Origin of the sequence: Xanthomonas sp. BRIP62418, assembly GCF_003993495.1 — a bacterium.
Lineage (GTDB): Bacteria > Pseudomonadota > Gammaproteobacteria > Xanthomonadales > Xanthomonadaceae > Xanthomonas > Xanthomonas euroxanthea.
The window spans coordinates 146,753-166,885 of record NZ_QEZG01000049.1; the positions used below are offsets into that span (position 1 = coordinate 146,753).

Genomic DNA, 20,133 nt, shown 5'->3' on the forward strand with positions numbered 1-20,133 from the left:
GAGTCCCCAGTCCCGGCATCCATGCAGGCGGATTCGGCCGCACACGGCCTTAATCGGGCCGAGCCAGCGGGCAGAACTGATACGGATAGTCGGCCTGCCCCACATGCGAGGACAGCGTGCGGCAGCGCGCAGGGTCCAGCGTCAGCCCGTACGCGGCCAGGCGCTGCTGCGCGGCCTCGCGCACGGCACGGTCTGCAGCGGCGATGTCCGCCGCCCTGCCCTTGGCAATGGTGAGTACGCAGTGGCCCGGCTGAGATGCATCCAGCTCGGCGCGCAGGCCGCGCGCGATCAACCAGCGCAGGTGCGTGCATTGCGGTTGCACGCTCCACCCCAGCTGCTGCGCCCAGCGATTCATCCGGTCGACCCGCAGTTGCTGCTTGTCGCGCGCCGCGCCCAACATGGCGTATAGCTGCGGCCGCTCGGCAATCAGCGTGCGCACGCGCTGCCGGTACTGGTCGGTCTCGGCGATATTCGTCGCCACACCGATATACCGCGCCTGCCGCGGAAGCAGCGGCACCCGCCAGGATTGCGGCTCGTCGCCGACCAGCAACACCGTGGAGGCGGCAGGTTCGCCCATCGCCGGTTGCTGCACCTGGAAGCTGTCGCGGGCCCAGGCTTCATGCCCCCAATCTTTCCACCCGACCACCGCGACCAGGGCACATAGCCCGATCAACCAGGCCGCCTTGCGATCGGCGCGTATGGCGAATGCGTGCCGACACACGATCCAGAGCACCAAGGGCGCAAGCAGCTCCAGCACCACCAGATAGCGATGAATGCTGAAAATGGCCTGCCACAGCGCGTAAGCAACGCTGAAGAACATCAGCAGGACCATGGCCGAGCGATCCAGCTCAACCTGCCGTACGGGCCGGCGCAGCACCCCGCGTCCTGCAGCGACCAGCGTCACCGCATACAGCACCGCCCAACCGGCTTGCACCAGACCAAGATCGCCGATCCGTTGCGGCTTGAAGGTAAACAGCAGCGGCCAGATCAGCTGCTCGCCGAGATTGCGCGGCAACCACCGCACATCGGCGATCGACACCGGCTGCGCCAGCGGCGATTTGAAGACTCCGTTGAACTGCGGAAACAGCGGATTGCCAAGGTGTTGCCAGACCTGCCAATACCAGGGCCCGGCTATCAGCACCAACACCAGCACCGCAACGCCGGCCAGCACGCCGAGGCCCAGCACGCGCGAGCGCATCCGCCCGCCATCGCAAAGGACCGCCGGCACCAACGCCAACGCGTAGAGCGCATTGGTGAGCTTGAGCGAGACGGCCAGACCCATCAGTGCGCCAGCGATGGCCCATCGATGCACAGCGTGCGCACCGTGCCGCGCACGCGCTTGCGCTGACAACACCAGCGCCAACGCTGCCAGCACAGGGATCGCACTGGCGGTATCGCCCATGGTGCCGCCAAGTTCGGACAGAAACACCGCGCTGCACATGCCGGCCACTGCTAGCAGCGGCGCCCACTGCGCGCGCCGCGCTTGCCCGGCCAGTACGCGCCATGCCACTGCCGCCACCGGAACGAACACCAGCGCATGCAAGCCGCCCAGCAGCAGCCCGACCACCGGCCCGGGAAGCTGCAGCATCAGCCAGGCATGCAGGGCATCGAGCAATGGGCTGAAGTAACTCTGCATCTGCGCCGACGCCAGATCCACGCCCAGCCGATCATGTGCCCAGGCATCGCCAATATAGAGGTGGTAGTTGCGCAGGTCCCAGTTGGCGTCCTGGCCCAGCCCAAGCGAGAGCAGCGCACCCAGCAGCACGACCGCCGTCACCGCTGCGGCGATCTGGCGTGGCGAATGAAAGCCGAACTGGCGATCGGCCCAACCCAACAGCCGCTGTCGCCGGCCCACCGGTGTCGATGTCGCGATGGCTGCCATCAGCGGGCAGCTACAGGCGCACGCGGCGCCACGAGAGTGGCGACGCCCGGCTCGGCCAGATACGCCAGATGCTTGGCCTCGACGCGTCCGCGCGTGACCGTGTCCAGGATCAGCCCGCACGCCAGCAGCAGGAAACCCAGCAGCATCAGCGCCACGCACAGGATCGCCGTGGGGAACCGCGGCACCAGTCCGGTCTGGAAATAAGTCTCGAACAACGGAATCGCCAGCACGATCGACAACGTGGCGCTAAGCACAAAGCCGATGGAGAAGAACAACAACGGCCGCTCGGCCTTGAACAGCTTGGCGATGGTGGTGAGGATGCGCCAGCCGTCGCGCCAGGTGTTCAACTTGCTTTGCGAGCCTTCCGGGCGCACGCCGTAGGCGGTTTCGACCTCGGCCACCGGCATGCGCAGCTGCAATGCGTGCACGGCCAGTTCGGTTTCGGTTTCGAATCCGTGCGCATGCGCAGCGAAGGATTTGACGTAGCGCCGGGAGAACACGCGATAGCCGGACAGCATGTCGTCGAAGCTGCGACCGAACAGCAGCCCCGCGCAACGCGTCAGCAACACGTTGCCGGTACGATGACCGGGCCGATACGCGGCCTGCTGCTGATCGCGCCGCGCCCCGACCACCATGTCCAGGCGCTCGTCGATCAGCTTGCGCACCAGCACCGGTGCGGCAGCCGCATCGTACGTCGCATCACCATCGACCAGCACGTAGATGTCGGCCTCCACATCGGCGAAGCCACGCCGCACCACATTGCCCTTGCCCTGCAATGCCACGCGATTGACCTGCGCGCCCGCCGCCGCCGCGACCGTCGCGGTGGCATCGCTGGAATTGTTGTCCAGCACATGGATCGCCGCGCCCGGCAAGGCAGTCGCAAACGCGCCGACCACCGAGGCGACCGTGGCCGCCTCGTTATGGCAGGGCACCAGCACGGCGATTCGGATCCCGGGCACAGGCACGGGAGGGACAACAGTCATGGCATCGGTCATTGCGTGATCTAAGGTGTGGAAATGGTAATGGGCTGTTCCCACCAGTCCTCGACGCTGCCGTCGTGGCCGTGCAGGCGCAGTCCCAGCCAATGCGTGCCCGGCGGCAGCGCATGCGTGTCGAAGGTGGCGCTGAAACCGACATTGGGATGCTGCGGGTCGGTGGAGATCTTCCAGTACGGGCGCACATCCAGCAGCGTGCCGTACTCGGCCTGCGCGACCGGACGCCCGTCCAGCAGCAGCTCCACATTCGACAGGCCGACGCCATCCTTGAACGCCCAGCCACGCACCTGCACCTGCCCGGACACCTGCACGTCCGGCAGCGGCGTATCGATCCAGGCCATCGCCGGGGCGATGCACGGCCCGGGCTGGCGCTGCGCCGGCAGCGCGAACAGCAGGAAGCGCTGGTAGCCGTGATCGGTGGACACCACGGTGGGCGGCGGCAGCGGCCCGACCATCTCGCAGATGGCGTGATAGCGCTTCAGCAGGTCGCGATAACGCTGATCGCTGGGCGAGAGCACCAGCAGCCGCGGCCCGTTGCGCGTGCCGTCGCTGAGCAGCCCCCATTGCAACAACTGCGCGCTGCGCCCGTGCTTGTCGTTCAACTCTGCACGCAGCACCTCGACATTGGCATCGTGCAACTGGAAGCCCAGCTCGGCACCGACCTTGAAATTTTCCGCCAGCACGCGCGTACCCGGCGGCATCTGCGCCAGCCGGGTCTTGACCGCGCGCGCCAGGTCCTGCCACCCGGCGAAGTTGCGCGGATAGTATTTTTCGCCGGCCGCATGCGCGCGAAGCGACGGCACCGACACCGCCAGGTAGTAGCCATACGCCCCCAGGGTGCCGAGCAGCGCGATCACCCAGGCTGCGCGACGCAGCGTATGCGGCCAACGCATCAGGATCACCGGCACCGCAACCAGCAAGGCCAGGTAGCCCGGCAGCGGCCAGTGGAAACTGATCCGCTCGGCATCGCTGAAGAAACCGAGCACGAAGATCGCCACCGTCGAAATCCCGCCCAGCAGGCCGAAATAGCGCCATTGCGCCCGCGAACCGCCACCGGCGCGCGTGCCGGCCAGACCGACCTTGAGCATCGCCCAGGCCAGCGGCGGTGTCACCAGCACCGCCTGTATCAGCAAGAACCACAGCCCGGTGACCTGGAAACGCCACGGATGCCGGTCGACCAGCTGGAAGCGCAGCCCGGCCTCGTCGTGCTCGGTATTCCAGAACAGCAGCGGCAGCCAGCTCACCGCGCCCACCGTCAGCGCCATCCAGATGCGCGGGTCGCGCATGACCGCGCGCCCCTGCGGGATGCACAGCAGCGCGATGCAGCCCACACCGATCACGCCGGCAAAACGGTAGTGACTGAGCGCGCCGATCACCAGGCCGATGGCGAGCTCGAGCGCACTGGTGGCATCGACCTCGCGCAGCAGCCGCGCGCCGGCATCCATGCACAGCACCGCCGCCAGCGCCATCGGCACATCCGGCACCGCCAGGATGCCCAGCGTGGCCGACAGCGGCATCAGCAAGGTCAGGCTGCCGGCCTGCCAGCCCAGCGTGGAGCCGAACCAGCGCGTGGCGATATGCGCGATCAACCAGGGAATCAGCGCGGAAATGGCCAGAAACGGCAGGCGCAGGGCCAGCAGGTGATGCCCGCCCAGTTCCACGCCCAGCCGCGCCAGCCAGGCCGTCATGCCCGGCAGATCCGAATACGCGGCGGCCAGATGCTGGCCTTCCTGCCAGTAGAACGCCTCGTCGACGAACAGCGGCAGCCGCGCGGCAATCAACAGCTTGACGGCCGTCGCCAGTGTCCACAGGATCACGAAGGTGCGATGTGCGCGTTGGTCCCCCTGCATTGCCCTATGCACTCTTCTTCCACCTACGGAATTGTGATGTCGATACCGCTGCGTTCCACGGAAATGCTAACCGATGCGCTGCGCCAATCGCTGCGGCGCGCACAAGACCAGGTCAATTCGCTGCTGTTGGGCAAGGCGCAGGAAGTGCGTCTGGCGTTCGTGGCGCTGCTGTCCGGCGGCCATCTGCTGATTGAGGATCTGCCCGGCCTGGGCAAGACCACCCTCGCCCACGCGATGGCCTCCAGCCTGGGGCTGGGCTTCCAGCGCGTGCAGTTCACCTCCGACCTGCTGCCGGCAGACGTGCTGGGCGTGTCGGTCTACGACGCCGCCTCACGCCAGTTCCAGTTCCATCCGGGCCCGGTGTTCACCAACGTGCTGCTGGCCGATGAAATCAATCGCGCCCCGCCACGCACGCAAAGCTCGCTGCTGGAGGCCATGGCCGAACAGCAGGTCACGCTCGATGGCGTCACCCATGCGTTGCCGGAGCCGTTCTTCGTGATCGCCACGCAGAACCCGGTCGATCTGTCCGGCACCTTCCCGCTGCCGGATTCGCAACTGGATCGCTTCCTGCTGCGGCTCAGCCTGGGCTACCCCAGCGCCGATGCCGAGCGCGCGCTGCTGTCGGGCGTGGACCGGCGCGAATTGATCGCCCAGGCGGCGCCGCAACTCAGCGACACCGACGTGGTGGCGCTGCGCACGGTGGTGGGCCAGATCCATACCAGCGATGCGCTGATCGGCTATGTGCAGGCCTTGCTGCTGCGCAGCCGCCAGCACGCCGGGGTGCGCGTGGGGCTGTCGCCGCGTGCCGGCATCGCGCTGCTGCGTGCGGCCAAGGCCTATGCGCTGCTGCTCGGGCGTGAGCACGTGCTGCCGGAAGACGTGCAGGCGCTGTTCGTGGCCGTGGCCGGGCACCGGCTGGTGCCGGAGGCCGAATCCTCGTCCGGGCCAGCGCTGGCCAAGGCGCTGCTGCACAGCGTGCCGGTGGACTGATCCCGGTGCGTGCGCACGTGCGCGGCATCGGCCGCCGGCTCAGCCTGCTGGCGCGCCCGCGGGGCGCGGAGGCCTTGCCGATCGTGCTGGACCGGCGGCGCATCTACGTGCTGCCGACGCGCTTCGGGCTGTTCGTCACCGCCTTGCTGCTGGCGATGCTGCTGGGCGCATTGAACTACAACAACAACCCGGCCCTGCTGCTGGCGCTGTTGCTGGCCACCGCCGGGATTGCCAGCAGCATCATGGCGCACCTGCAGCTGTCGGCGCTGCGCATCGAGGCGGTCTCGGCCGAACCGGTGGTCGCCGGCGAGCCGTTGCGCATGCGGGTGTCGCTGGCACGTCGCGACACCCGCGCACGGCGTGGGCTGCGCCTGGATCATCGGGACAGCAGCGGCTTCTGTGCGTTGCTCGCGCACGACATGGCCGAGGTCGACCTGCTGGTGCCCACCGAACGACGCGGCTGGCAGGACATCGAACGCATCCGCCTGTCCAGCACCCAGCCACTGGGGCTGGTGCGCGCCTGGTCGTGGGTGTGGCCGGAAACGCCGCTGCTGGCCTATCCCAAGCCCGAAGAACAGGGGCCGGCATTGCCCGAGGGCGCCGGTTCGCCCAACCAGACCCGCCTGCACCCGCAAGGCGAGGAATTGCACCAGCTGCGCCCGTATCGCGCCGGCGATGCGCCACGCACGATTTCCTGGAAGCACTCGGCGCGCCGCGACAGCCTGCTGGTGCGCGAGTACGAGCAACCCCTGGGCATCGAAGTCACGCTGGACTGGCGCACGCTCAACGCGCTGCCGTACGAGCGCCGCATCGCGCGGCTTGCCCGCTGGGTCAACCTGGCCGAACGCGACGGGCGGCGCTACCGCCTGCTGCTGCCGGGCCAGCCGCCGCTGGGGCCCGCACAAGGCAGCTCCCACCATCACCTGTGTCTGCGCGCCCTGGCCCTGCTTCCCCATGACTGAGCCATCCGTCCCGATCACCCAGGCCAGCCGCGGCTGGGTGCTGGTCACCAGCTGGCTGGCACTGGCGCCGTTGCTGCTGCAGCTGCCTGGCCTGCTCGCCGGCACCATTGCCGTGGCCGCCGTGCTGGTCGGCGTGCTGAGCTGGCGCGCCACCCTGATGGCACCGGTGCGGGTGTTGCTGGTGGTGGCGATGCTGGGCGCGGTGTACTGGCAGATCGGCATGCGCTTCGGCCGCGACACCGGTTGCGCAGTACTGGCGTCGATGCTGGCGATCAAGGCCTCCGAGCTGCGCACCCTGCGCGATGCGCGCAGCCTGCTCGGCTTTGCGTTGTTCGCCCCGTTCGCGGCGTTTCTGCTCGACCAGGGGCCGGCGACGATGGGCTTGGCACTGCTGGCGGTGGTGAGCGCACTGCTGAGCATGCAGCGGCTGGCCGACGAGGAGCACCGCACCGGCACGCCTGCGCTTCGGATGCAATTGCGCAGCATCGGCAAGCTGGTCGCCATCGGCGTGCCGTTGGCCCTGGCCACGTTCTGGCTGCTGCCGCGCCTGAGTTCCCCGCTGTGGGGCGTGCCCGAGCGCGCGCTGTCGCGGCCTGGCCTGTCGGACGACATGTCGCCGGGCGAATGGATCGACCTGATGGCCGACGACAGCCCGGCGCTGCGCGTGCAGTTCACCGGCACGGCGCCACCGCCGCAACAACGCTACTGGCGCGGGCCGGTGATGTGGGACTTCGACGGGCGCACCTGGCAGCGCGCGCGCTGGACCGGCCGCAGCCAACCGGCATCGGTCACTGCCGGGCCGCAGACTTATCGCTATCGCCTGGACTACGAGCCCACCGATCGTCGCCAACTGGTATCGCTGGACCTGCCCACGCAGGCGGTGGCCAATGCCGATCTGTCGCCCGACTACGAACTGTTCGCACGGCGGCCCTTGAGTGCGTTGACCCGTTGGGAGCTGCAGTCGGCACCACCGGCCCGCTTCGACACCGACCTGCCCGACCCGCTGCGCAAGCGCGCCCTCGCGCTGCCGCCGGGTTTCAATCCACGCACGCTCACGCTGGCACGGCAATGGCGCAGCGAGGCCGGCGGCAACGACGATGCCGTGGTGCAGCGGGCGCTGCAGTGGATCACCCGCGAGTTTGCCTACACCCTGGACACGCCGCTGCTCGGCCGCAACAGCGTGGATGAATTCCTGTTCCAGCAGAAAGCCGGTTTCTGCGAGCACTTCAGTTCTTCGTTCGTGGTGCTGATGCGCGCGGCCGGCATTCCGGCGCGCGTGGTCACCGGCTACGCCGGCGGCACCTACAACGGCTTTGGCAATTACTGGGTGGTGCGGCGCATGGATGCGCATGCCTGGACCGAGGTCTGGCTGGCCGGGCGCGGCTGGGTGCGGGTGGACCCCACCGCAGCAGTGGCACCGGAACGCATTTACGACACGCTGGAAGACCGCGTGCAGGTCGGGGCGGGCAACAATTTCGCCCAGCTCGGCATGTGGGCCAGCCTCGGTCAGGTCAGCGACCTGCTGCGCCGGGGCTGGAACGACCTGGTGCTGTCCTTCGATGCGGACCGCCAGCAACGGCTGTTGCAGCCGTTCGGCATCGATCGCCTGGACACCTCGCAACTGGCCGCCATCTTCGGCATCTTCGCGGTCAGCGCACTTGCATGGATGGGCTGGCTGCTGGCGCGCGGCGAGCGTGAGCGCGACCCGCTACTGCGCGCCTGGCATCGCCTGGGCCGCCGCTACGGCAAGCTCGGCCTGGCCCGCGAACCGCACGAACCGGCCATCGCCTGGGCGCAGCGTGTCGCTCGTTCACACCCGAATCCGGCATTGTTGGCGCTCAGCCAACGTTTCGCTGCCGCGCGCTACGCTGGCGCTGATTCGGACAGCGCCTCACTCCTCAAAGATCTGCAGCAGCATCGCCCGCGAACCGGAGCTTCCTCATGAGTACCCGCTTTCTCCTTCCCATTGTCGCCGTGCTCGGGCTCGCCGCCTGTGCCACCGCGCCCAAGCCGCTGCAGGGGCAGTTCCCTACGGTCAGTCCGAGCGATTCCACCGCCAGCGCCCAGGTCGGCACGTCGGTGCGCTGGGGCGGCAAGATCATCCAGACCAAACCCGGCCAGGGCCAGACCTGCTTCGAGCTGATCTCGCGCCCGCTCAATGCCAGCGGCCGCCCGGACCGCAATGCGGTGGACGCCAGCGATGGTCGCTTCCTGGCGTGCCGCGCGGGCTTCTACGATCCGGCCGTGTTCGAGCCGGGCCGCGAAGTGACCTTCATCGGCAAGATCGAAGGGTATGAAACCACCAAGATCGGCGAGTACGACTACAAGCTGCCCAAGGTCAATGCCGACGTGGTCTATCTGTGGCCGGTCGTGCGCGAAGTGGACGTGGTGCCGGCCTACCCGTACGGCCCGTGGGGCGACCCGTGGGGTCCGCGCTGGGGCGGTGGCTGGGGCTGGGGCCGCGGCTGGTGGTAACCGGCTGCTGAGTCAGTGACACGCAAAAACGCCGCTCCCAGGGAGCGGCGTTTTTGCGTGTGCGTCTCGGCTGCTCGAACAGGCCCATGCGCTCGCTCGCGCAAAGAGGTCAGGGCGTGCCGAAACGTCCCAGCGGCGCGCCGGCCAGCAGATGCAGGTGGATATGGAACACGGTCTGGCCGGCATGCTCGCGACAGTTCATCACGATGCGATAGCCGTCCTGCGCCAGTCCCTGCGCGCGGGCATATGACGCTGCGGCAAGTGCGAGCTTGCCCACCAGCACCGCCTGCTCGGGCGGCACATCGTCCAGCGTGGGAATGGCGTACTGTTTGGGAATGAACAGCACATGCACCGGCGCCTGCGGTGCGATGTCCTGAAAGCCCAGCACATCCTCGTCTTCATAGACGATGCTGGCCGGGATTTCGCGACGAATGATCTTGCCGAAGATGGTGTCGGACATGGTGGGAATGGGGAATGGGGAATGGGGAATCGCAAGAGCTTACCGCGTGCGCTACTGTTTTCGCTTTTCCAATTCCCGATTCCCCACTCCCGATTCCCGGCGCTCAAAGCACCTCACTGCGGGTGCCAAAGGCATGCGACAAGGTGCCGCGATCCACGTATTCCAGCTCGCCCCCCAGCGGCATGCCCTGCGCGAGACGACTTGGACGCACCGCATGCTGGCGGGCCAGCTGCGCCAGGTAATGCGCGGTCGCCTCGCCTTCCACGGTGGCATTGGTGGCGATGATCATTTCGGTGACTTCACCGGCGGCCAGACGCTCGCCGAGCCGGTCCAGCCCCAGCTCGCGCGGGCCGATGCCATCCAGCGGCGACAGCCGGCCCTGCAGGATGAAGTACAGCCCGCGGTAGCCGGTGGCGTGTTCGATCGCCAGGCGATCGGCCGGCGATTCCACCACGCACAGCTGCTGCCGGTCGCGACTGCTGCTGGCACAGATCGCGCAGATCTCCGACTCGGTGAAGTCGCGGCATTGCACACAATGGCCGACCTTCTCCACCGCATTGGCCAACGCGGCAGCCAGCCGACGCCCACCCTCGCGCTCGCGTTCGAGCACGTGGTAGGCCATGCGCTGCGCCGATTTCTGGCCCACACCCGGCAACACCCGGAAGGCCTCGATCAGTTGTTCGAGAAGAGAGGACATTGGATTGGGAATCGGGAATCGGGAATCGGGATTGGGGAATCGCAAAAGCCAAAGACAATCTCGCTCTTACGATTCCCGATTCCCCACTCCCGATTCCGCGCCTCTCAGAACGGCAACTTCATGCCCGGCGGCAGCTGCATGCCGGCGGTGGCCGAGCCCATGCGGTCCTTGGACTCGGCATCGATCTTGTTGGAGGCGTCGTTGAAGGCGGCGGCGATCAGGTCCTCGGCCATTTCCTGGTCGGAGAGGATGCTCGGGTCGATGCGGACCTTGCGGCACTCCTTGGCGCCGGTCAGGGTCACGCTGACCATGCCGCCGCCGGCGGTGCCGGTGACTTCCAGCTTGGCCAGTTCTTCCTGGGCGCGCTGCAGGTTTTCCTGCATCTTCTGCGCCTGCTGCATCAATTGGGCAATGTTCCCACGCATGTGTCGTTACTCGTCGTAAGGGCGGATGGAATCGGGGACGACCCGCGCGCCTTGCTGCTGGATCAGCTGCTGCACATTCGGGTCGTTCATGAATGCTGTTTCGGCCGCGCTCTGGCGCTCGCCTTTCTGGCGATTGGCCCGCTCGTGCAGGGTCTCGACATCGGCGTTGCCGGTTTCGATGACGATGCGCGGCGTGTTTCCCAACTCGGGCGCGAGTGCCTGCGCAAGGTTGGCGATGGAACGCTCGGAATTGAGGTATTCGAAGCCCGGCGCCAGCGCCAGACGCAGTACGCCGTCGCGATGGCCGAGGAAGGCGGCATTGGCAGCGAGCTGTCGCGAGGGACCGTTCAGGCCACTGCGGGTAACCAGCTCCAGCCACTGCTCGGCGTCGGCGATGCGGCCGTCGTCGAGCAGGACCGACGGCTCGGTTGCCGGCGCCGGCACGGAGGGCGCAGCTGCCGGTGGCATCTGCAGCACCGGCGCTGCAGATGCAGGAGCCACGGCGGCGGCAGGAACTGCCACGGCAGCGTCGGGCGCGACCGCAGCGGGCAATGCCGTATCGGCTGGCACGGGTGGCGCCATTGCCGCTTCCGGCGCGGGCGCACGCGGCGCTGCGGGGACGGGGGCAGCGTTGGCGCGCACCGGCGCATCGTCCATCGCCCAAGGCGGCGTGTCGTCGCTGCGCGCCGAGGCCGCTGACGCAGATGCATCCGAAGACGCCGCCGGTGCAGGAAGCACGACAACCGGTGCAGGCGCTGCAGCAACCACGGCGGCTGCGGGCGATGGCGTTGCCGGGCGAACCGCTTCTGCCGCGACGGGGGCGGGAGTGACGTCACCCGGCTCGACCTGCCTGGTCACCGCAGCGGACGCAACCGCCGCAGATGGGGCCTGCGTTGCGGCAACCTGCCCACCAGCCGGCACCGGACGTACACCGCCACCGGCATTCGTACCGCGCCCGTCGTCAGCGCCGCCAGCCGGCACCGCGGAAGCGGGACGGAAGGCCAGCATGCGCAGCACCGCCATCTCGAACCCGGCGCGCGGACTCGGCGCCAGATACAGATCGCGGCGGCCGTTGAGCGCCATCTGGTACCACAGCTGCACCACTTCCGGACGCAGCTGCGCGGCATAGGCGGTCGGGTCGATGCCATCGCCGACAAAGGCCACCGACGGCACCAACTGTTGCACCTGGATGCGGTGCAAGGCCTCGGCCAACGCCTCCAGCACGCCGCTCCAGTCGGGCGAGAACTCGGCCAGCGCCGCAACCACCTGCATCAGGCGCGCGCCATCGCCATCGGCCAGCGACTGCAGCATCGCCCCGACCTGGGTGCGATCGACCGTGCCGAGCATGGTGCGCACCACCTCCTCGCGCAGTGCGCCGCCGGCATAGGCGATGGCCTGGTCGAGCAGCGACAGGCCATCGCGCAGCGAGCCGTCGGCGGCCTTGGACAGCTGCATGATCGCCGACGGATCCGACTCGATCTGCTCGGCGGCCAGGATCCGCGTCATCTGGCCCTGGATCTGGTCCTCGTCCAGCCGCTTGAGGTTGAACTGCAGGCAGCGCGACAGCACGGTCACCGGCAGCTTCTGCGGATCGGTGGTGGCCAGCAGGAACTTCACGTGCTCCGGCGGCTCTTCCAGCGTCTTCAGCAGCGCATTGAACGCCGCCTTGGAGAGCATGTGCACTTCGTCGATCAGATAGACCTTGAACTTGCCGCGCGAGGGCATGTACTGCGCGTTCTCGATCACCTCGCGCACATCGTCCACGCCGGTGTTGGACGCGGCGTCGATTTCCAGCAGGTCGATATAGCGGCCGGCGTCGATATCCAGGCAGGCCGGGCACTGGCCGCACGGATCGGCACTGGTGCCGGTCTCGCAGTTCAACGATTTGGCGAAAATGCGCGCAATCGTGGTCTTGCCCACGCCGCGGGTGCCGGTGAACAAGAACGCGTGATGCACCCGCCCACTGTCGAGCGCGTTACTGAGCGCGCGGACCACGTGTTCCTGGCCTACGAGTTCGGCAAAACGCTTCGGGCGCCACTTGCGGGCGAGAACGAGATAAGACATCGGGCAACCAGCTTCCTCTGAACCGATATTGTGCCACGGCGCGTCAAGTGGGTCGTTCAGCGGCCGTCGTGCCCGCCGCCTCCCGGACCGGCGGACCGCCGCAGCAGGGTCGGTGACCGGCCAGACAGCCGCGCTGGCAGCGTCGTGCCGACCCGGCGGATCACTTACCTTGTTAATGGCGCCCGCGGCGGCTAGAATCCCGCTCCTGCCGACGACCCAGTCGCATGGCAGGTACGGAGAGGTGTCCGAGTGGTTGAAGGAGCACGCCTGGAAAGTGTGTAAGCGTCTAAACCGCGCTTCGGGGGTTCGAATCCCCCTCTCTCCGCCAGTTTCATGATCCTGCAACGCGGTTGCATGATCCAGGGCCGCGCCAGTGGCCCACGTCTTATGGTGGCCCCGTCGGTCCCTCGCGACGCTAGATCGAAAATCCCGCCAGGGCCGGAAGGCAGCAACGGTATCGATTGATGCGGGCGCCGAGGTCAACCGGCGGGGACACCACCCTAACTCCCTGGGTCCCCGCAGCGCTTGAGTTGCGAGCGTCTACTGCGCCTGCGATTCCGGATGCAGCCAGCCCGCGTCGCCTTCAAGATAATGCTCGTGCTTCCAGATCGGCACGCGCGCCTTGACCTCGTCGATGATGAAGCGGCAGGCATCGAATGCGGCGCCGCGATGCGCCGCGCTGACCCCGACCCACACCGCCATGTCACCGATGCGCAGCTCGCCCACGCGGTGCACGCAGTAGGCGTTGACGATGGCAAACCGGTGCATCGCCTCGTCGAGCACGCGCTGGCCTTCGGCCTGGGCAAGTGCGGCATAGGCTTCGTAGCGCAACCCGGCCACGCTGCGGCCTTCATTGTGATTGCGTACCCAGCCTTCGAAACTGGCAAACGCGCCGGCGTGCGGGTGCTCCAGCGCGGCGCGCAAGCTGTCGACCGGCAATGGCACATCGGACAGCGCGAAGAGGGCGGTTGTCTGCTGGCTCATGCTCAACCTCCCGACACTGGCGGAATAAACACGATTTCACTGCCATCGCGCACGCCATCCTCCCAGCGCGCGAATGCGCCATCCACCGCCACGCGCAGCTGCGCCGGCGTCCAGCGCAGGCCGTGACGCGTCTCGAGTTCGGCATACAGCGCGCGCAGGTCCTGCGCCGCTGATTGCACCTGCTCGCTGGCAATGCCCGCCGCCTCACGCAGGCTGGCGAAATACAGCACCGTCACCGTGGCGCTCATTGTCTTGCTCCGATATCGCGCTTGCCGCCGCGCTTGGACACCAACTTGGTCGGGCCGATGCTCATGCTGTGCGACAACGCCTTGCACATGTCATAGACCGTCAAGGCCGCCACGCTGGCACCGGTGAGCGCTTCCATTTCCACGCCGGTGCGATGCACGCAACGCACCGTGCAATGGATGTCCAGCACCTGCTCGCCCGCCCAGTCGATCTCGAAGCGGCACGCATCGATCGGCAATGGATGGCAGAACGGAATCAACTCGTGGGTGCGCTTGACCGCCATGGTGCCGGCGATCACCGCCGTTTCCACGATGCCGCCCTTGGCGCTGCGCAAGCCATTGGCGCGCAGCTGCGCGGCGACAGCGGCCGGAAAACGCACCCGGCTCTGGGCGGTGGCGCTGCGCGCGGTGACCGCCTTGTCCGAGACATCCACCATCGTGGGCAGTCCGGAAGCGTCCAGGTGGGTCAGGCGTGCGGAACGGGAGTTTGCGGGCATGGGAAACGACACGATGACAGGCGCTCAGGATGCGGCATTCTCGGTGAACGCGGCGCCTCGATGGAACCGCATTCCCTACCCGCCGATCAAAAACATTTCGACCGGCTTGCCGCGCCGTGGCGTCGATGCACGCACTTCGCTGTAGCGATCGCCACGCACGCTCCAGCGCGCGCGCAGATGCTCGGACAGTCCATGCTCGCCCTCGGCCAAGGCCGGCTTGAGGTCATGTCCCTGGCTGGCGAACAGGCAGGTATACAACTGCCCGTCGGCCGACACGCGTGCACGCTGGCAATCGCCGCAGAACGGCACGCTGACCGAACTGACAAAACCCACCTCGCCCGCGCCATCGGCAAATGCATGCCGCTGCGCCACTTCGCCGGTGTAATTGGCATCCAGCGGCACCAGCGGCCAACGCGCGTGGATACGCGCGTGCAGTTGCGCAGAGGTCACCACCGCATCGGCCGTCCAGCCATTGCAGCTGCCCACATCCATGAACTCGATGAAGCGCAGCACGTGGCCGCTGCCACGGAAGTGCTCCACCAGGGGCAGCACCTGATCTTCGTTGACGCCGCGCTGCACCACGCAGTTGATCTTCAGGCGCTGAAAGCCGGCCTGCTCGGCGGCGGCGATGCCGGCCAGCACCTGCGCAATCTCGCCGCGGTTGCCACTCATGCGCCTGAACAGCTCCGGCTCCAGGGCGTCCATGCTCACGGTGATGCGGCGCAACCCGGCCTGGCGCAGCGCCACCGCCTGCCGCGCGAGCAAGGTGCCATTGGTGGTGAGCGCCAGATCCTCGATGCCCTCGATGGTGGTCAGGCGCGCAATCAGGCTGGGCAGATCGCGACGCAACAGCGGCTCGCCGCCGGTCAGGCGCACCTTGGTGACCCCGACCGCGACGAAGGCACGCACCAGCGTTTCCAGCTGGTCAAAACTCAGGCGCTGCTGCGCATCGAAGCCGTAATCGTCGGGCACGCGGTCGGCCGGCATGCAGTAGCCGCAACGGAAGTTGCACGCCTCGATGACCGACAGGCGCAGATCGCGCAGTGGCCTGCCGTAGCGGTCCTGCATCGGCGCGGCAGTCAGGTTCGGCAACAGCAAGGCCGCCATCAGGGCACCATGGCGGCAGTCGGCTCCGCCAGCGGCAGATGTTGGCCGGGCACGGCCACGCGATGGCCGCGTGCGCGTAGCACGTCGCCGTCGGCGTCGCTGGCGTAGTGGTACAGCAGCATGCGGCTCAACAGGTCCTGCGGGTATTCCCGCTCCAAATCGTCCACCCCAGTATGCGACGGGTTGCCGTGAACGCCGCAGTCATGCGCGATGAGCTCGCTGTCATCGGCGTAGCGGGCCAGGATCTCCGGGATCGGCCGGGTATCGCCACTCCAGACCAGGGCCCCTTTCAGCCGCAGCCCGTAGGCGGTCTCCGGCCAATGGTGGCGCGCCGGGAACACTTCCAGCCGCACCCCGTCGTGCCAGAACGCCTCGCCGACCGGTACCAGCTGGAACGCGTCCCAGAAGTTCGCACCGCCCTCGGCCAGCACGTTCGGGTAGTCGGCGATCCGCCGCTGCAGCAACGGCACCACCGGCGCCGGCACGTACAGGCGTGTGCGCCCGCGGCGTTCGGAGAAATAGCTGTCCACGAACAGCCGTTCCAGCCCGCCCACGTGGTCCAGATGCACGTGGGTGATGAACACCGCCTGCGGCAGCTGACCGTAATGGGCCTGATAAGCGGTGAGCCCTTCGCTGCCGCAGTCGATGGTCAGCCACGGCGCGCCGGCGCGCTCGATGGTGGCCATCGGCGAACCAAGCGCGACCGCCGACGCATTGCCGACCCCCTGCACACGCAACGCCCAGTTCATCAGTAGCCCCGGCCCCAGGCCAGTTCGTAAGCGCGATGCAGGCGCTCGTAATCCTTGTCCACCTCTTCGCGGCTGCGGCTGCCGCGCAACTTCAGCAGCGAGCGGTGCAGGCGCTTGAGATTGCGTTCGCGCCAGCGCGTGGCCGGAATCCGCAACACACCACGGTCGAAATCGATCAGCCAGCCATGCCCGCCGGCATCGAACAGGATGTTGTGCGCGTTGAGGTCGGCATGATCCAGGCCGGCGCGATGAAAGCGCGCAATCAGCCGCCCGGTCTCTTCCCACGGCGCACCGCGCCCGGCCACCTGCGCGTGATCGGCAAGCGAACGCACGTTCTCCAGGCGTTCCATCAACAAGGCAGCGCGATAGCTCAGCCCTTCGCGCAGGTAGCAGGCCGCCAACGGACGCGGCACCGGCAACTTGCGCTGGACCAGTTCGCGCATCAGCCGGAACTCGGCAAAGCTGCGCGTGCGTCCCGCTCCCTTCCACAGATAGTGATCGCGACTCACGCGCGCGGCCATGCCGCCGCGCAGGTACTGCCGCAACACGCTACGACCGAACGGCGCATCCACGAACCAGGCCCCACCCCGCCCGCCTTCGTCGACCGGCCGTGCCCTGTCACCCCAGCGTTGCGGCGAAAACAGCCCGGCATCGGCTTGCCGCAGCCGTTCGCGGTCGAACAGAATGGCGCCGTAGCCGCGGCCTTCGCGGTACGGCGTCAGCGCTTCAGTGGCGTCGAAAGCAACCATCCATCGAGTCTAACAACACCATGGCTTCTACGCCCGCTTCGTTATGCCTGCTGCGCCTGTCCGCCCTGGGTGACGTCACCCATGTGGTGCCGCTGGTGCGCACCTTGCAGGCGGGATTTCCGGCAAGCCAGCTGCATTGGATCATCGACAAGGCCGGGTTGAAATTGCTCGACGGCCTGCCCGGCGTGCAGTTCCACGCCTACGACAAGCGCACCGGCGTGGCCGGCATGCGCGCGCTACGCCAGTCGCTGGCGCCATTGGGCCGCTTCGATGCGCTGCTGCAGATGCAGGTGGCCTTGCGCGCCAATGTGCTGTCGGCCTTCGTGCCGGCGCGGCGGCGGATCGGCTATGACCGCAGCCGTTCCAAGGACCTGCACGGCCTGTTCGTCAACGAACGCATCGCCGACCGCCCCGGCATCCACGTGCTTGACGCCATCGGCAGCTTCGCCCAGCCGCTCGGCCTGACCCAGCGCCAGGTGCGCTGGGATCTGCCGGTTCCCGACGAGGCCCATCACTGGGCACGCGCACAATGGGACGACGACGGCCGCCCGGTACTGATGATTTCGCCGTGCTCCAGCCACGCACGCCGCAACTGGTATCCCGACCGCCATGCCGCGCTGGCCGACCATGCAGCAGCCCAGGGCTGGCGGGTCGTGCTGTGCGGTGGCCGCAGTGAGCTGGAACGCAGCACCGCCGATGCCATCGTCGCGGCCACACGCGCGCCGGTGCTGGACCTGGTCGGCAAGGACACGCTCAAGCAACTCCCCGCCCTGCTCGCCCGCGCCGATCTGGTAGTCACCCCCGATTCCGGGCCGATGCACATCGCAAACGCGATGGGCACCAAGGTGCTGGGCCTGCATGCGGCCAGCAATCCACTGCGCAGCGGCCCGTATTCGGACGTGCGCTATTGCGTGGACCGGTACGACGCGGCCGCCCGCAAGTACCTGGGCAAGCCGGCCGACCAGCTGAAATGGGGCACTAAGATCGAATTCGACGAGGTGATGGCACTGATCACCGTGGACGATGCGATCGCCGCATTCGAGCGTTATCGTGGTGATCATCCGCGCTGAAGACCGGCGGCGGATCGTCGCCGGGACGGGGAGTCAATCGCTGTCGGACGGTCCGCGCCGCGGCCCCGTTTGCGCAGAACAGCCGGGAACAACGGCGAAACCCCGACCCGGCACGCGCGGCAACCAATCATTGCGGTACCCGATGACGTACACCCTGGCGGCACGCCAGGGTGCGCGGCTCACGGACCGGCCGCCGTCACGCCTCCGGTCACGCAGGCCCGCGATCAGCGGCCATCAGGCACCGGTGGCGCGATAGTCCTGGTACGACTTCTCTTCCACGTACGACGAACCCAGCGCCAGGTTGATCTCTTTCTTGATGCGCGCGCGCTCGTCGTTTTCGATGTAGACGCTGCGCGCCAGCTGCACGAAGCCGTCGTCGAAGCTCTGCGCCTGCTCCTTGAGCCGGATGTCGTCCTCGATCACCCATAGCCGCTCGTTGACGGCCTTGAGCGCGGCGCGCAGACGCACGATGTCGTGGCCGGCGGCCGGATGCGCCATCCAGCTGGTCTCCAGCGCGGACAGCTCGCTGCGCACATTGGCCAGCTTGGCGGGGTCGCGCATGCGCTCGGACTTGATCTGCAGGATCGCGATCTTGTCGAGCAGCTCGCCAAAGGACACGGGTACCAGGATCTCGGACATGACAGGCCTCCAACGGATATCGGGCGATTGTAGCCAGCGCAGCAGCGCGCGGCGGCGACACATAAACAAAAGCCCCCTTGCGGGGGCTGATGCGAATCTGGCGGAGAGGGGGGGATTCGAACCCCCGAGGCGCTATAAACGCCTGCCTGATTTCGAGTCAGGTACATTCAACCGCTCTGCCACCTCTCCAGATGGTCCCCAGTGTCCCGGGGCCGTGCATCATACGGGCACGGGCGCCCGGCCACAAGCGGCCCGGGCCGGCATCGCCGGCACGATCGCGGCTCCGGGCGTGAACCCGCCCTGCGGCATCGGCGATCGGCGTGTTGCTGCTGGCCGGCCGCCCCGCGATGATGGTCACGCACCTCCTCTCTTTGGCGACCCGCCCCCATGCTCGAATTCGGACACCTTACCCATGTCGGCCTGCGCCGTGACCTAAATGAGGACACGTACTACGGCGACAGCGAATTGGGGCTGTGGCTGGTGGCCGACGGCATGGGCGGGCACGCCTGCGGCGAAGTGGCCAGCGCGCTGGCGCGCGAAACCATCGTGCGCGAGGTGCGCGCCGGCACCCCGCTGGCGCAGGCGGTACGCATCGCCGACGAAGAGATCATCAAGACCTCGCGCCGCTGCAACGACACCTTGCCGATGGGCACCACGGTCGTCGCTGCGCGCGTACTCGGCCAGCGCTTCGAAGTGGCCTGGGTCGGCGACAGCCGTGCGTACCTGTGGCGCGACGGGCGGCTGGCGCAACTGAGCCAGGACCATAGCTATGTGCAGGAACTCATCGCCCAGGGCACCCTGACCAGCGAGCAGGCGCGCGCGCATCCGCATCGCAACGTGGTGACCCAGGCCCTGGGCGTCACCGATCCGGTCCACCTCAATGTCGCCACCATGCAGGGCGAACTCAAATCCGGCATGCAGCTGCTGCTGTGCAGCGACGGCCTCACCGAAGAAGTGGACGACGCCGCGATCGCCACAACCCTGTCGCAGGCCGATTGCAGCGCCCAGGAGTGTGTCGAGTGCCTGGTCGCCGCCGCGCTCGATGGCGGCGGCTCGGACAACATCACCGCGATATTGGTGCGCAGCTACTAAACGCGGCCAACGAAGCGTAGCGAGCACCCGGCTGGCGGTGAGCGCAAGGGTGTTGTTGGCCGCATTTTGGTTGGAGGCAAACAAACGCCTGGTCGGTCGAGGGCGCGACGTCCTCACCGCCTGCGGGCCACGCCGTGGATCTAATCCTAAAAACTCCCTGGCGGCATTCATGCCGCCAAGGGTCCCGGAACCGCCGAGAGC

The 20,133-nt window shown here is 67.6% G+C and carries 20 protein-coding genes, 2 tRNA genes and 1 other RNA gene; 8 read left to right on the forward strand and 15 right to left on the reverse strand.

The window, feature by feature from the left end; translation table 11 throughout:
- Positions 1-49: 49 nt before the first annotated feature.
- Genes EO174_RS18910 through EO174_RS18920 form a run of 3 tightly spaced genes read right to left on the reverse strand, consistent with a single transcriptional unit; the run spans position 50 to position 4,727 of the window.
- Positions 50-1,882: a hypothetical protein gene (locus tag EO174_RS18910; protein WP_126946035.1), complete on the reverse strand. Its 1,833-nt coding sequence runs from the start codon at positions 1,880-1,882 to the stop codon at positions 50-52.
- Positions 1,882-2,877, reverse strand: a complete 996-nt coding sequence (locus EO174_RS18915; protein WP_164740266.1) for a glycosyltransferase family 2 protein — start codon at positions 2,875-2,877, stop codon at positions 1,882-1,884. The genes EO174_RS18910 and EO174_RS18915 overlap by 1 nt, the downstream gene beginning before the upstream one ends.
- A gap of 8 nt (positions 2,878-2,885) precedes the next feature.
- Positions 2,886-4,727 carry a glycosyltransferase family 39 protein gene (locus tag EO174_RS18920; RefSeq protein WP_164740267.1) on the reverse strand — a complete coding sequence of 614 codons (1,842 nt, stop codon included), beginning with the start codon at positions 4,725-4,727 and terminating at the stop codon, positions 2,886-2,888.
- 36 nt (positions 4,728-4,763) lie between these two features.
- Between EO174_RS18920 and EO174_RS18925 the strand changes: the two genes are divergently transcribed.
- From EO174_RS18925 to EO174_RS18940, 4 genes are read left to right on the forward strand one after another with little or no spacing between them, the layout of a single operon-like run.
- A complete protein-coding gene (locus EO174_RS18925) occupies positions 4,764-5,717 on the forward strand; it encodes a MoxR family ATPase (RefSeq protein ID WP_115047984.1) in 954 nt (317 codons plus the stop codon).
- A gap of 5 nt (positions 5,718-5,722) precedes the next feature.
- Positions 5,723-6,679 carry a DUF58 domain-containing protein gene (locus EO174_RS18930; protein ID WP_115676289.1) on the forward strand — a complete coding sequence of 319 codons (957 nt, stop codon included), beginning with the start codon at positions 5,723-5,725 and terminating at the stop codon, positions 6,677-6,679.
- Complete coding sequence (locus EO174_RS18935; protein WP_115676288.1) at positions 6,672-8,624, forward strand: DUF3488 and transglutaminase-like domain-containing protein; 1,953 nt, start codon at positions 6,672-6,674, stop codon at positions 8,622-8,624. The genes EO174_RS18930 and EO174_RS18935 overlap by 8 nt, the downstream gene beginning before the upstream one ends.
- Positions 8,621-9,154 carry a Slp family lipoprotein gene (locus EO174_RS18940; protein WP_115676287.1) on the forward strand — a complete coding sequence of 178 codons (534 nt, stop codon included), beginning with the start codon at positions 8,621-8,623 and terminating at the stop codon, positions 9,152-9,154. Before EO174_RS18935 ends, EO174_RS18940 begins: the two co-directional genes overlap by 4 nt.
- Positions 9,155-9,263: 109 nt before the next feature.
- Here the strand turns inward: EO174_RS18940 and EO174_RS18945 are convergent, their stop codons facing one another.
- From EO174_RS18945 to dnaX, 4 genes are all read right to left on the reverse strand, one after another.
- Positions 9,264-9,614 carry a histidine triad nucleotide-binding protein gene (locus EO174_RS18945; RefSeq protein ID WP_115676286.1) on the reverse strand — a complete coding sequence of 117 codons (351 nt, stop codon included), beginning with the start codon at positions 9,612-9,614 and terminating at the stop codon, positions 9,264-9,266.
- Positions 9,615-9,717: 103 nt separating this feature from the next.
- Positions 9,718-10,311 carry a recombination mediator RecR gene (gene recR / locus EO174_RS18950; protein ID WP_047130396.1) on the reverse strand — a complete coding sequence of 198 codons (594 nt, stop codon included), beginning with the start codon at positions 10,309-10,311 and terminating at the stop codon, positions 9,718-9,720.
- Positions 10,312-10,415: 104 nt separating this feature from the next.
- The gene (locus tag EO174_RS18960; RefSeq protein ID WP_005913896.1) at positions 10,416-10,736 is read right to left on the reverse strand and encodes a YbaB/EbfC family nucleoid-associated protein; all 321 of its coding nucleotides are present in this window, start codon (positions 10,734-10,736) and stop codon (positions 10,416-10,418) included.
- A gap of 6 nt (positions 10,737-10,742) precedes the next feature.
- Positions 10,743-12,800: a DNA polymerase III subunit gamma/tau gene (gene dnaX, locus EO174_RS18965; protein ID WP_126946693.1), complete on the reverse strand. Its 2,058-nt coding sequence runs from the start codon at positions 12,798-12,800 to the stop codon at positions 10,743-10,745.
- A 235-nt stretch (positions 12,801-13,035) separates the two neighbouring features.
- Between dnaX and EO174_RS18970 the strand changes: the two genes are divergently transcribed.
- Positions 13,036-13,128: transfer RNA gene (locus tag EO174_RS18970), tRNA-Ser, on the forward strand.
- Between the two features lie 68 nt (positions 13,129-13,196).
- An RNA gene (gene ffs, locus EO174_RS18975) (signal recognition particle sRNA small type) lies at positions 13,197-13,293 on the forward strand.
- A 47-nt stretch (positions 13,294-13,340) separates the two neighbouring features.
- On the opposite strand, the gene EO174_RS18980 is transcribed toward ffs, so the two are convergent.
- The 6 genes from EO174_RS18980 to EO174_RS19005 all read right to left on the reverse strand — a co-directional run bounded on the left by EO174_RS18980 (position 13,341) and on the right by EO174_RS19005 (position 17,131).
- Positions 13,341-13,790 carry a molybdenum cofactor biosynthesis protein MoaE gene (locus EO174_RS18980; protein WP_164740268.1) on the reverse strand — a complete coding sequence of 150 codons (450 nt, stop codon included), beginning with the start codon at positions 13,788-13,790 and terminating at the stop codon, positions 13,341-13,343.
- Entirely contained in the window at positions 13,787-14,032 is a 246-nt protein-coding gene (locus EO174_RS18985; RefSeq protein WP_104582320.1) for a MoaD/ThiS family protein, read from the reverse strand. The genes EO174_RS18980 and EO174_RS18985 overlap by 4 nt, the downstream gene beginning before the upstream one ends.
- Positions 14,029-14,526: a cyclic pyranopterin monophosphate synthase MoaC gene (moaC, locus tag EO174_RS18990; RefSeq protein ID WP_104649532.1), complete on the reverse strand. Its 498-nt coding sequence runs from the start codon at positions 14,524-14,526 to the stop codon at positions 14,029-14,031. The genes EO174_RS18985 and moaC overlap by 4 nt, the downstream gene beginning before the upstream one ends.
- 75 nt (positions 14,527-14,601) lie before the next feature.
- On the reverse strand, positions 14,602-15,633 hold the full coding sequence (moaA, locus tag EO174_RS18995; protein WP_115676283.1) for a GTP 3',8-cyclase MoaA: 1,032 nt from the start codon (positions 15,631-15,633) through the stop codon (positions 14,602-14,604).
- Complete coding sequence (locus EO174_RS19000) at positions 15,633-16,382, reverse strand: MBL fold metallo-hydrolase (RefSeq protein ID WP_126946696.1); 750 nt, start codon at positions 16,380-16,382, stop codon at positions 15,633-15,635. Before EO174_RS19000 ends, moaA begins: the two co-directional genes overlap by 1 nt.
- On the reverse strand, positions 16,382-17,131 hold the full coding sequence (locus EO174_RS19005; protein WP_104582316.1) for a 3-deoxy-D-manno-octulosonic acid kinase: 750 nt from the start codon (positions 17,129-17,131) through the stop codon (positions 16,382-16,384). Before EO174_RS19005 ends, EO174_RS19000 begins: the two co-directional genes overlap by 1 nt.
- 20 nt (positions 17,132-17,151) lie before the next feature.
- Here EO174_RS19005 and EO174_RS19010 point away from each other — a divergent pair, with 20 nt between their 5' ends.
- Positions 17,152-18,201: a glycosyltransferase family 9 protein gene (locus EO174_RS19010; RefSeq protein ID WP_126946699.1), complete on the forward strand. Its 1,050-nt coding sequence runs from the start codon at positions 17,152-17,154 to the stop codon at positions 18,199-18,201.
- A 234-nt stretch (positions 18,202-18,435) separates the two neighbouring features.
- Here the strand turns inward: EO174_RS19010 and EO174_RS19015 are convergent, their stop codons facing one another.
- Positions 18,436-18,840 (reverse strand): DUF6165 family protein, encoded by a 405-nt coding sequence (locus EO174_RS19015; RefSeq protein WP_104582314.1) that lies wholly within the window; start codon positions 18,838-18,840, stop codon positions 18,436-18,438.
- A 98-nt stretch (positions 18,841-18,938) separates the two neighbouring features.
- A tRNA-Ser gene (locus tag EO174_RS19020) sits at positions 18,939-19,029 on the reverse strand.
- A 198-nt stretch (positions 19,030-19,227) separates the two neighbouring features.
- Between EO174_RS19020 and EO174_RS19025 the strand changes: the two genes are divergently transcribed.
- Positions 19,228-19,932, forward strand: a complete 705-nt coding sequence (locus tag EO174_RS19025) for a PP2C family serine/threonine-protein phosphatase (protein WP_104649527.1) — start codon at positions 19,228-19,230, stop codon at positions 19,930-19,932.
- Positions 19,933-20,133 lie beyond the last annotated feature (201 nt).

Coding starts and splice junctions, on each gene's coding strand:
- EO174_RS18910 (WP_126946035.1), bottom strand. CDS start 1,882: ATGGCAGCCATCGCGACATCGACACCGGTGGGCCGGCGACAGCGGCTG.
- EO174_RS18915 (WP_164740266.1), bottom strand. CDS start 2,877: ATGACCGATGCCATGACTGTTGTCCCTCCCGTGCCTGTGCCCGGGATC.
- EO174_RS18920 (WP_164740267.1), bottom strand. CDS start 4,727: ATGCAGGGGGACCAACGCGCACATCGCACCTTCGTGATCCTGTGGACA.
- EO174_RS18925 (WP_115047984.1), top strand. CDS start 4,764: ATGTCGATACCGCTGCGTTCCACGGAAATGCTAACCGATGCGCTGCGC.
- EO174_RS18935 (WP_115676288.1), top strand. CDS start 6,672: ATGACTGAGCCATCCGTCCCGATCACCCAGGCCAGCCGCGGCTGGGTG.
- EO174_RS18940 (WP_115676287.1), top strand. CDS start 8,621: ATGAGTACCCGCTTTCTCCTTCCCATTGTCGCCGTGCTCGGGCTCGCC.
- EO174_RS18945 (WP_115676286.1), bottom strand. CDS start 9,614: ATGTCCGACACCATCTTCGGCAAGATCATTCGTCGCGAAATCCCGGCC.
- recR (WP_047130396.1), bottom strand. CDS start 10,311: ATGTCCTCTCTTCTCGAACAACTGATCGAGGCCTTCCGGGTGTTGCCG.
- EO174_RS18960 (WP_005913896.1), bottom strand. CDS start 10,736: ATGCGTGGGAACATTGCCCAATTGATGCAGCAGGCGCAGAAGATGCAG.
- dnaX (WP_126946693.1), bottom strand. CDS start 12,800: ATGTCTTATCTCGTTCTCGCCCGCAAGTGGCGCCCGAAGCGTTTTGCC.
- EO174_RS18985 (WP_104582320.1), bottom strand. CDS start 14,032: ATGAGCGCCACGGTGACGGTGCTGTATTTCGCCAGCCTGCGTGAGGCG.
- moaC (WP_104649532.1), bottom strand. CDS start 14,526: ATGCCCGCAAACTCCCGTTCCGCACGCCTGACCCACCTGGACGCTTCC.
- moaA (WP_115676283.1), bottom strand. CDS start 15,633: ATGGCGGCCTTGCTGTTGCCGAACCTGACTGCCGCGCCGATGCAGGAC.
- EO174_RS19000 (WP_126946696.1), bottom strand. CDS start 16,382: ATGAACTGGGCGTTGCGTGTGCAGGGGGTCGGCAATGCGTCGGCGGTC.
- EO174_RS19005 (WP_104582316.1), bottom strand. CDS start 17,131: ATGGTTGCTTTCGACGCCACTGAAGCGCTGACGCCGTACCGCGAAGGC.
- EO174_RS19010 (WP_126946699.1), top strand. CDS start 17,152: ATGGCTTCTACGCCCGCTTCGTTATGCCTGCTGCGCCTGTCCGCCCTG.
- EO174_RS19015 (WP_104582314.1), bottom strand. CDS start 18,840: ATGTCCGAGATCCTGGTACCCGTGTCCTTTGGCGAGCTGCTCGACAAG.
- EO174_RS19025 (WP_104649527.1), top strand. CDS start 19,228: ATGCTCGAATTCGGACACCTTACCCATGTCGGCCTGCGCCGTGACCTA.